Here is a 10,349-nt window from a genome sequence, read left to right as displayed (position 1 = left end):
TCACCATCCCGCCGACGCATAGGGACACTACGAGCTGAACCCGACTTCAGGTCAAGGCGTTTTCCCGGCCACAGCCCGACGCGCATGAAGACCCAGGTCGCCGCGGTGGCTGCCGGGTCTGATCAGTAGATTTGACAGGGCGCAGCATGTCCCGCAGCCCATAACGTGAGAATTTCCCGTCCGCCCGTGCCCAGGAGCAGCCATGAGCGAAACCCTCTCCGGAGCGACCGCCGCGGCATGCCGCGGCTGCCTGGCGAAGGCCACGGAATTCCGGCCGGCCGACGGCCGGCACGCCTGCTCGGTGGGCTGACCCCCATGCCGACCGTGACGATCCTGGACGACTACCAGCAGGTGGCGCTCACCAGCGCCGACTGGTCGGCGGTGCGCAGCCGCTACTCGATAGACGTGATCAGCGAGCACATCCCCGACCACGACACGCTGACCCGGCGCCTGCGCGGCAGCGAGATAGTCGTCGCGATGCGCGAACGAACGCGGTTCCCGGCCAGTCTGATACAGACGCTGCCCGCGCTCCGGCTGCTGGTCACCACCGGAATGGCCAACGCGGCAATCGACCTCGACGCGGCCAGACGACAGGGCGTCACCGTCTGCGGCACCACCGGATCGGGTAACGCGATGCCCGAACTCACCATCGGAATGATCATCGCGCTCACCCGGCACTTCGCCCAGGAGGACGCCGCCATACGCGCCGGCGGCTGGCAGCACACCATCGGTCCCGGCCTGTCCGGCCACACCCTCGGTGTCGTCGGTCTCGGCCGCCTCGGCACACCGGTTGCCAGGCTGGCGCAGGCATTCGGCATGTCGGTCATCGCATGGTCGCCGCACCTGACCGCGGAACGCGCAGCCCCGCACGGCGTCCGCGCCGTCAGCAAACAGGAACTGTTCACCGACTCCGACGTGATCACCATCCACATGCCGTTGTCGGACACGACCCGGGGCCTGATCGGCGCCGCCGACCTCGCCCTCATGAAACCGTCGGCCTACCTGGTCAACACCTCCCGCGGCCCGATCGTCGACGAGAGCGCGCTCCTGGAGGTCCTGCGCGAGCGGCACATCGCCGGAGCCGGCCTGGACGTCTACGACGTCGAACCCCTGCCGATCGACCATCCCCTGCGAGCGCTGCGCAACACCCTGCTGCTCCCCCACATCGGCTACGTCACCACCGACGGCTACCGGACGTTCTACGAACAGATCATCGAGGACATCCTCGCCTGGCACGAGGGCACCCCGGTCCGGGTCCTGTAGCCCGATCCGGCAGGTCCGGAGCGGAAAGCTTCGGGCGGGAACCGAAACACCGGCGCACTCCGGTACGGGGGCCGGACGGCGGGAGGGCTCATGGCTGCGCTCCGAGCGCCGCGGGCAGATCACCGGGGTGCACGACGGTGAGAGAGGTGACCGCGCGGGTGAAGGCCACGTACAGCCTGCGCAGCCCGCGGGTCGGCTCCCCTTCCCCCGCCACGATCGCGGCCGGGTCCACGAGGACGACGTGGTCGAACTCCAGGCCCTTCGCCAGGGACGCGGGGACCAGCGACGCGCGGCCGACAGCGGTGTCGTCACGCAGTTCGACGATCGGAAGGTCGACGTCGCGCAGCGCCGCGGTCAGCGTGGGCACGAACCGGTCGGCTGCCACCACGGCCATCGAACCCTCGCTCTTCAGCGCCCGCCGGGCCTGCTCGGTCACCTCCGCGACGAGCAGACCGGGATCGGTCCGGGCCAGCGTCAACGCCCCCGGGACGCTTCTGACCGAACGCGCGGCCGGCAGGTCCGGGGCGATGCGCGGGAGCAGTCGGTTCGCGAACGCCAGGATCTCCGCCGGCACGCGGTGACTGCGGGTCAGTACCTCGAGATGGGCGGACGGTTTACCCAGCTGGGACAGGATCGTCGACCAGGAGTTCGCGGCCCACGCCGACGTACCCTGGGCAAGATCACCGAGGACGGTCAGCGAGCCGTCCTCACACCTTCGGGCGAGCGCCCGGCACTGCATGGCGGACAGGTCCTGGGCCTCGTCAACGATCACATGGCCGTAACCGGGCACCTTCTCGATCAGGTCCTGCGCCTCGTCGACGCAGTACGTGTCAGCCAGCGACCAGCGGGCGGTCCGGACGCCACGAGCCGGCCCCCCGGGCGCGAGCAGCAGCCGCTGCTCGTCGGCGGTGAGCACCCCGTCGGCGGCGGCGGCCAGGAAGGCCGCGTCGGTGAACAGGCGATGGACGAGCATGGGGCCATCGATCTTCGGCCAGATCGCCTCGAGTGCGTCCCGGACGGGCCGGCTGCGGGCCAGCGTCTCCAGCGCCCTGTCGGTGACATCCCCTCCAGTGGCCTCCGCCTGGCGGCGCACGGCGGAGGCGATCCGTCGCGCGAGCATGGCCCGCCCGGCTCCGTAACGGAAGGGAGCTGACCGCAGCGCGGCCAGAATCTCCGTTGTCTCGTCCGTGCCGACCGTCCAGCGGCCCGTCCCCGTGACGATCCTGACCGGCGCGCTCGGCGCACGGACCGCGCCGTCCAGCGCGCGCCGGATGACGGTCGCCATGCGAGCGTCGCCTTTGAGTACGGCAACCTCGGCCGAGTCGGTCCGGCCTACCGTGACGGTGTCGAGGAAGTCGGTGACGCTGCGCTGGGTTACCGTGAACTCGCCGAGGGCCGGAAGCACCGTGGCGATATAACCGAGGAACGCGCGGTTCGGGCCGACGACGAGTACTCCCGCACGCTGCAGCCACTCACGGTTGGTATACAGCAGATAGGCGGCGCGATGCAGGCCGACAGCGGTCTTCCCGGTTCCCGGGGCGCCCTGGACGCAGATGCTGGTCGCGATATCAGCCCGGACTATGTCGTCCTGCTCCGGTTGGATCGTGGCGACGATGTCACGCATCGGCCCGGATCGAGGCCGTTCGATCTCCTGTTCCAGGAGCTTGCCGGACACCGTGGACGTGGCGGCGGTGAGCGGTTCATCCTCGAAGGCGGTCAGTTCCCCGCGGTCGAAACCGAACCGCCGCCGGGCGGTGAGGCCCATCGGGTCGCCCGGGTGCGCCCGGTAGAACGGCCGGGCGACCTCGGCCCGCCAGTCGACCACCAGCGGGTCGTCACCCGCAGCCTCCCGGACGAGCCGCCGCCCGAGGTAGATGCGCTGGTCCGGGACGGTTGGCGCATCCTTCGTGTAGTCGAGCCGCCCGAAGAACAGCGGCGCCGCCTCGTCCTGGTCGGTGAAGGTGGCCAGCATGCGCTCCCTGGCGGCCTTCAGGTGCGCGATCGTCACTTTGTCCACCACCGGGTCGCCTCCGGCGATCTCCATCTCCCGCGCCTGCTGGTGCATGCCCTGCAGGGCGAGCTGGCTGCGGCGCAGATGCTCCCGCTCCTTGCGCAGCTCGTCGTCGCTTCCAGCGCTCACGGAGCCTCTCTTTACTTTACTCGGTAAATATTTTTACCGGATCATACTATCGTCTCGGCGCATCCGACCAAGTGGCCACAGCCAGCGACGTGGCCACAGCCGGCGACAGCACGGAACGACAGCACGGAAAAGGAGCGGATCCGCACCCCGTCCGAAACCCGAAACGACGCGGCTCACGCGTAGTCGGCGAGACCCTCACGCAGCGACTGAAATGCCTGCCGGGCGGCTGTGACCGCGTCTGGAAACACCTGCGCGACGGACCGCTTCGCTGTCAGCTGTCGCCAGTTCTCCCGGGCCAGGACGCGCCGGACGGCGACGATCTGACCGGCCGCCAGCGCCGCAGCGAGTTCGCCGGCATTCGGCGCCGACTCGGCAAGTGCCGCCGCAAGCATTTCCTCGTCCCGCGCGGCGTACTGTGCCAGCCGACCGGCCAGGCTCGGCGTGGAGAAGACCATACCGTGGTAGGCAAGCACCTCACGGTCGTCATTGAGCCCGGTCACCGGGTCGCGACGTTCGAGCCCGGCGATGAAATACCTCTCCAACGCAGCCAGGGGCGTCTCGCCGGAAGGCCGTTCCCGGACGACGCGAGCGGCTTCTCCATGATGGTCGACGATGCGGTGGAGGACCAGGTCCTCTTTGCTGGGGAAGTACGTGAACAACGTCGGCTTCGACACCTCGGCAGCCGCTGCCACCTCGGCGACGGAGACGTTGTCGAACCCGCGCTCAAGAAACAACGAGATAGCCGCCGCGGACAGGGCATCGTGGGTGCGCTGCTTCTTCCGCTCCCGAAGACTCAACGGCTCTCCCACCACAGTGAGCCAAGGTAGCATAACCGAAAAGCGCTGCTACTTCCTCGGCACCCGTTCGTTCCTCGACGTCCGCTCGAAGCGCTCACCCCATTCACGCGCATTCGTGGCCGCCTGGTCGCATTCGGTGTACCACCGGTACTCCGCCGGTACGTACCACCTCCATGTCTCGCAACCACCCGCTTCTTGTGGACGGCCGCCGCCTGCACCGGCTGAAACCCGATCTGGATGCTACTCCCGCCATCAATATGATCTTCATTGAATACCGCCGACAGCGCGAACCGTGATCAGTAGCGTGGGGACGTGCGGACCGTCTTCCGGGTCAGCCCGCGAGCAACCCCTCGGTAATCTTATGGAGACGCGCAGCGTCCTGACTGTCGAAGAACCTGTTGTCCACCGCGATCCGCCTACCCTCCACAAACGCACTCAGACGATCGACAGGCGGCGAATCGATACAGGGAATAATCTGCGCGATGCTCTCCTGCACCGACTTACCGAATACCTTCAGACCCGCCACCTGCGCCGCTGCCGCCGCATCATACTCCCCGGAAAAACTGGTCGACACGATACCTGGATGAAACAGGACATATCCGATCCGACTCTCTTTGTATGTGTCGGTGAAGCTGACACCGAGCAGATCGTTGAGCCTGCCACCATGCCCCAACGCCCCGGTCCCGAAGTAGCCCCGCCCAAGTTGAAGATCGTCCCGCCCCACCACGCTATCGTGCCGCGCCCGAGCAACCGGGTCTGATCCAGCCGTCGTCAGAGGTGGCAGCCGGTATGACGGACGGACCTGGACGGCGTGAGATGACGCCGATCCCGGCTCGGGCGAAGAAGAAACTAAAGAAAGGCGTGCTCTTCTGGGCCGGGACGTCGCGTGTCTGTCTGTCCGCCCGTTCTTGGCAGCGGGTACCTGCCCGCGCTGGCTGCCGGCCGGTAGGTGAAGGATCGGGGTATGGCCCTTCTGGTACTGGATCGCGATCTGATCCGCCTTCACGCCGGCCACCTGTACTATGCCCGCGGTCTGGCATACCACCGTCAGGGCGCGGTCGTCGAGTTGCACGTCGATGGCATGGCAGTGGACGCGACGGTGGTGGGGACTCGCCGCTACCAGGTCCACGCCGAGTTGACCGGGGCCGGTCTGACCGCGGAATGTTCCTGCCCACTCGGTGTCGACGGCGTGTTCTGCAAGCACGCTGTCGCAGTGGCCCTGGCCTGGCTGGACGCCGCCGGGGACGACGGGGACGACGACGCGGCACCACCACGGCCGGCGCCGCGCCGCACAGCGCGCAGCATCGTCAGTCAAAGCCGGATCTCGCCGCGTTCCTGGCCGGCCAGCCGACCGCGTGGCTTGTCGAGCGGCTGCTGCGGGTTGCCGAGGCCGATCCGGTGCTGCGAGCCGAATGGGAGACGCTGGCCAGCGAAGCCCACCCGGACGGGCCCGACCTGACCCGGTTCCGCCAACAGCTGGAACGAACGTTGATCGTGCCAGAGTACCTGGACTGGGACGAGACCGGTGGATACGTACATTCCGCCTACCAGGTACTCGTCTCGATCGAGGAGATCCTGGAACGTGGGCTTGCGGCCTCGGCTGTCGAACTGGCCGAGGACGCCCTTCGGCTGCTGGAGTCCGCGGTCGAGCGGGTCGACCAGAACGGTGAGATGACCGACGTCCTGGAATCCGCCCAACAGCTGCATCTGCAGGCATGTGAGGCGGCCTGGCCGGACCCGGTGGCGCTGGCCGACCGGCTGACCCGCTGGGCGATCGACAGCGAGTGGGGTGTGTTCGCCAACGCGGTAGAGGACTACGCGGACGTCTACGGGGAGGCCGGCCTGCAGCGGTGCCGACAGGTCGTGTCGGCGCAATGGTCGGCACTGCCGGCGCTCGCCCCCGGCCAGCGCAGCGACTACAGCGGCCGGCGCAGCGTGCTCGACCGGCTGCGCCTGTCGCTCGCCGAAACGACCGAGGAACGGGTCGAGGTGCTCTCCCGGGACCTGTCCACGCCGGACCGGTTCGTCACCGTCGCCGGTGTGCTGGGTGACGCCGGCCGGTTTGACGAGGCGCTCCGCCGGCTGCGCGACGCCCAGGACGCGTTCGCCACAGACCAGCTCGAGCGAGTCGACCAGGCGGTGGCCGACACGCCGCGCCGGGCGTCACGAGCAGGCGGCCGAGGCCGAATGGTACTGCTTCCGCCGGCACCCCGGGCTGCGGGCCTTCCAGCGGTTCGCCGAACATCTGCGCCCGCTCCCGGCCTGGCAGCGGTGGCGCGCCCAGGCGCTTGCCGTCCTCGAACGGCCGGCCGAGCCCGGCTCCTGGCCGCGGCACGAGTTCGCCTTCGAGCACGGCAACAGCCGCCTCGTCGAGCTGCTGTTGTGGGACGGCGGCGTCGAGGGCGCGTGGGCCGCGGCCCAGCGCGGCGGCTGCGACTCCGCCGGCTGGCTGCGCGTGGCCCGGGCCCGCGCGGCGACGGATCCGGCCGCGTCGATTCCCGTGCTGGTGCGCGTCATCGACACAGCCCGGTCCCGGGCCGACAAGCGCAACGTCTACCATGCGATCGCCAGCCAGGTCGCCGAACTCCGCCGCTGGCACCGGCAGGCGGGAACCGACGCCGAGTTCGCCGACTACCTGCGCCGGATCCGCAACGACCACAAGAACCGCCGCGCGTTCCGGGACGAGCTGAACCGGGCCGGACTTCCCTGACCCTGCCCGTTCGTCCCAGCCGGCCACATCTCGTCCCGGCCGGGCCACATTGACAGGCCGCGTTCCCGACAATCCGCGCTCTCGCCACGGATCGGTCACTGATAGAATTACGGCTCATGTCGGGGGGGGACGGTTGAGGTGGGACACCGCCGTGGCGTAGCTCCTCCACCGTGATCATAAACGAGGCGCGGGTAGCTGCGGCGTTACCAGGCTACGAGCTGGGCACGGTCCTCGGACAGGGCGCGTTCGGGCTGGTACTGGCTGGCCGGCACCGCCGGCTGAACCGGGATGTCGCGATCAAAATCCTCGCGACGGAGCATGACGGGGCGGAAACGAGTTTCGCCGCCGAGGCGCAGGTACTCGCCGCTCTGGATCATCCACACGTGGTACGGATCTACGACTATGTCGAAACCGACAACCTGCACCTGATCGTCATGGAACTACTCGGCGGGGGAACGCTGACCCGCCGCCGCAGCGGCATGTCGCCGCGGGACGCCTGCGCGGTGGGTCTGGCCGCGGCCACAGCCCTGTCCTACGCCCACGGCCGGGGAGTGCTGCACCGCGACGTCAAACCCGACAACATGCTGTTCGACGCCGCCGGCCTGCTCAAGGTCGCCGACTTCGGGATCGCGAAACTCGTGGAGGGGTCGGCGGCGACCGCCAGCGCACTCAAGGGCACCCCGATGTACATGTCCCCCGAACAGATCACGGGGGGCCGGTTGGGGGCGACCACCGACCTGTACGCCCTCGGTGTCATGCTCTACCACCTGCTGGCAGGGAAGCCGCCGTTCGACCCGAAACTGCCGTTGCGCGTGCTGTGGCAGCACCACCTCGACCGGCTCCCCCCGCCGCCGGAGGGAGTCCCCACCCGGGTGGCCGAGGTGGTCCTGCACACCCTGGCCAAGGACCCGGCGGCGCGCCCGCCGTCCGCGCACGCGTTCGCGCTCGAGCTCGCCCACGCCGCCACCACCGTCTACGGCCCGGACTGGACCGCCCGCTGCGGAATCCGGCTGCGTCTCGACGACGACGTCCGCCGGGTGATCGAACAACCATCTACTCCAGGTGGACACCACCCCCGTCCACCAGCCCCACCACCGGAATTCCTGCCTCCGACACGACTGGCCGCGTCGCAGGCAAAAGCGGACGCCTCCGGTGACAGATCCACCGGCCGTGACAAGTCCACGGGCCGTGGTGCCGGAGGCGGTGCCGGCCGTGGTGTATGGCGTATCCGGCGGCGTACCCCTCCCCCGGATACGCCCGAGCGCGCAGGCCGGAGCCGTACCCCCCGGCGCCGACGGCGCCGGATACTCGCTGCCGTAGTCGTACTGCTCCTCGGTGTTACCGGCACAGCCTTCACGATCTGGTACAGGTACGTAACCGACACCTACATCTCCGCGAACGCGGTGGCGTTCTCCGCCGACGGACGCACCCTGGCCACCACCGGCTACGATGACGGCAACTACACGGTGCGGCTGTGGGACGTCTCCGACCGGTCCGCCGTCCGCTCGCTGGGCCAGCTGACCGGGGAACTTTCCTATGAAGACGTGTTGGTGTTCTCCCCGGACGGACGCACCCTGGCCACCGCCAGAAGCTACGGCGACGACACAGTACAGCTGTGGGACGTCTCCGACCCGTCCGTCATCCGCTCACTGGGCCAACCGCTGACCACCGGCCACACCGGGGACGTGAACGCGCTGGCGTTCTCCCCCGACAGCACGATCCTGGCCACCGCCAGCAACGACAATACGGTGCGATTGTGGGATCTCTCCGACCGGTCCGCCGTCCGTTCACTGGGCCAGCCGCTGACCGGCCACACCGGGGACGTGAACGCGCTGGCGTTCTCCCCGGACGGACGCACCCTGGCCACCGCCGGCGGCAGCGGCGATGACACAGTACGGTTGTGGGATCTGTCCAACCGCTCCGCCGTCCGTTCACTGGGCCAGCAACAGGCCGGCCGCACCAGCTTCGTGTGGTCGGTGGCGTTCTCCCCGGACGGATCCATCCTGGCCGCCGGCAGCGGTGACGGCACAGTGCGGCTGTGGGACGTCTCCAACCGGTCCGCCACCCGTCCACTGGGCCAGCCACTGACCGGCATCGCCGGCTGGGTGCGGCCAGTGATGTTCTCTCCGGACAGCCGCACCCTGGCCGCCGCCACCGATACCGGCGGCGTCGGCAGGGTATGGCTGTGGGACGTCTCCGACCGGTCCGCCGTCCGCTCGCTGGGCTGGCCGCAGGCCGGCTACACCGATCATGTGAACGCGCTGGCGTTCTCCCCGGACGGCACGACCGTGGCCGTCGGCGGCACCAGCGACGGCGATGCCGCCGAGGGCACGACCGTCATCAACAAATCGGTGTTTCTGTGGGATCTTTCCGGCGTCCGGTAGAGGTCGGTAAAAAGGCGGCACCGGGACGGTTGTCCTGGTACCGGTATCGAGATCCCGATACACCTGGCCGAGCGGGCCGAGCGCCTCCTGATCCGCCGGATGTCGGGCCAACAGACCAGCGAGCCGGTCCACGACTTCGCCGATCCTCGTATTGTCCGAGATGTGACCGGATGTGATCGGCGAGTGTCCATTCAGGGGGGTCACCGGCCTACGGGTATGCGTTGAGGAGACACGGCGGGTTAGTTGTGGAGTGGTCCCGCTTCCGTGGACAGGAGACCTGAGGTTTACTGTCCATAGGGAAGAGCCAACATGGGGTCAAGCCGCCGGAAGTTCACTCAGGAGTATAAGACCGAGGCCGTAAGGTTGGTGCTCGACTCGGGACGATCAGTCGCCGATGTTGCGAAGAGCTTGGGCATCAACGAGACGACGTTGGGGAACTGGGTGAAGAAGGCGAAGGAAGACAGCGCGTCCGGCGACGAGCCGCTGTCGGTGTCGGAGCGGGCGGAACTCGACGAGCTCCGTAAGAAGTATGCACAGTCACAGATGGACGTCGCGTTCCTAAAAAAGCGGCAGCCTTCTTCGCGAGCCAGCAGAAGTGAAGTTCGAGTTCATCTCTGCGCACGTTCCGAAGAAGGCCGCTCCGGCCGACGGCGTCTCCCGTTTCTCCGTCGTGTACATGTGTGACAAGCTCGACGTTTCCCGGCAGGGTTACTATGCATGGAAGAAAAGAGGCCCGTCGCAACACGACAAGGACGACGCCGCCCTGTCCACAAAGATAAAATCAATCTTCGATTTTCGTCAGGGACGGTACGGTGTGCGACGGATTTTCCACGAGATCCACCGGCAAGGGATCAAGGTCGCCTACAAGCGGGTGCAGCGTCTGATGCGGACGCTGGGCCTGGTCAGCGTGCACCCCAGGCCGCGGCGCACGACCACCGTGCAGGCCACCGAGCCGTCCGGGTTGCGTCAGGCGGGTCGGCCGGGCGCATCGGACGGCGCTAGGATCACGCATCGTACAGGGGATATTGGGGGATTCGGCATGCTCAACGGTGGAC

General features: G+C 68.2%; 7 protein-coding genes and 2 pseudogenes. 6 read left to right on the top strand and 3 right to left on the bottom strand.

Features of this window, described 5'->3' with window-relative positions; translation table 11 throughout:
- Positions 1 to 315 precede the first annotated feature (315 nt).
- A complete protein-coding gene (locus DD1DGNOD_RS11090; RefSeq protein ID WP_131766468.1) occupies positions 316 to 1,263 on the top strand; it encodes a D-2-hydroxyacid dehydrogenase family protein in 948 nt (315 codons plus the stop codon).
- 88 nt (positions 1,264 to 1,351) lie between these two features.
- On the opposite strand, the gene DD1DGNOD_RS11085 is transcribed toward DD1DGNOD_RS11090, so the two are convergent.
- The 3 genes from DD1DGNOD_RS11085 to DD1DGNOD_RS11075 form a co-directional block, all read right to left on the bottom strand.
- Positions 1,352 to 3,403: a HelD family protein gene (locus tag DD1DGNOD_RS11085; protein ID WP_241251421.1), complete on the bottom strand. Its 2,052-nt coding sequence runs from the start codon at positions 3,401 to 3,403 to the stop codon at positions 1,352 to 1,354.
- A gap of 173 nt (positions 3,404 to 3,576) precedes the next feature.
- Positions 3,577 to 4,233, bottom strand: a complete 657-nt coding sequence (locus tag DD1DGNOD_RS11080) for a TetR/AcrR family transcriptional regulator (protein ID WP_131766438.1) — start codon at positions 4,231 to 4,233, stop codon at positions 3,577 to 3,579.
- 298 nt (positions 4,234 to 4,531) lie between these two features.
- On the bottom strand, positions 4,532 to 4,924 hold the full coding sequence (locus DD1DGNOD_RS11075; RefSeq protein WP_206443092.1) for a hypothetical protein: 393 nt from the start codon (positions 4,922 to 4,924) through the stop codon (positions 4,532 to 4,534).
- Between the two features lie 240 nt (positions 4,925 to 5,164).
- Here DD1DGNOD_RS11075 and DD1DGNOD_RS31160 point away from each other — a divergent pair, with 240 nt between their 5' ends.
- The 5 genes and pseudogenes from DD1DGNOD_RS31160 to DD1DGNOD_RS31150 form a co-directional block, all read left to right on the top strand.
- On the top strand, positions 5,165 to 5,659 hold the full coding sequence (locus tag DD1DGNOD_RS31160) for an SWIM zinc finger family protein (RefSeq protein ID WP_131766439.1): 495 nt from the start codon (positions 5,165 to 5,167) through the stop codon (positions 5,657 to 5,659).
- A pseudogene (locus DD1DGNOD_RS31155) lies at positions 5,599 to 6,138 on the top strand (DUF6880 family protein); the annotation flags it as partial. The gene DD1DGNOD_RS31160 and the pseudogene DD1DGNOD_RS31155, both read left to right, overlap by 61 nt.
- A gap of 109 nt (positions 6,139 to 6,247) precedes the next feature.
- Complete coding sequence (locus DD1DGNOD_RS11065; protein ID WP_131770054.1) at positions 6,248 to 6,910, top strand: hypothetical protein; 663 nt, start codon at positions 6,248 to 6,250, stop codon at positions 6,908 to 6,910.
- Between the two features lie 170 nt (positions 6,911 to 7,080).
- A complete protein-coding gene (locus DD1DGNOD_RS11060; RefSeq protein WP_131770053.1) occupies positions 7,081 to 9,294 on the top strand; it encodes a WD40 repeat domain-containing serine/threonine protein kinase in 2,214 nt (737 codons plus the stop codon).
- Between the two features lie 309 nt (positions 9,295 to 9,603).
- Positions 9,604 to 10,258 (top strand): annotated as a pseudogene (locus tag DD1DGNOD_RS31150) (transposase); the annotation flags it as partial.
- Between the last annotated feature and the right edge of the window lie 91 nt (positions 10,259 to 10,349).

The sequence above is a fragment of the Candidatus Protofrankia californiensis genome (assembly GCF_900634765.1).
In the GTDB taxonomy this organism is placed as follows: Bacteria; Actinomycetota; Actinomycetes; order Frankiales; family Frankiaceae; genus Protofrankia; species Protofrankia californiensis.
The sequence above is the reverse complement of the archived record's forward strand: the minus strand, read 5'-3'. Positions and strand labels throughout refer to the sequence as shown.

Bases quoted from the DNA above. Each gene is read 5' to 3' on its own strand.
- DD1DGNOD_RS11090 (WP_131766468.1), top strand. From the start codon at position 316: ATGCCGACCGTGACGATCCTGGACGACTACCAGCAGGTGGCGCTCACC.
- DD1DGNOD_RS31160 (WP_131766439.1), top strand. From the start codon at position 5,165: ATGGCCCTTCTGGTACTGGATCGCGATCTGATCCGCCTTCACGCCGGC.
- DD1DGNOD_RS11080 (WP_131766438.1), bottom strand. From the start codon at position 4,233: ATGCTACCTTGGCTCACTGTGGTGGGAGAGCCGTTGAGTCTTCGGGAG.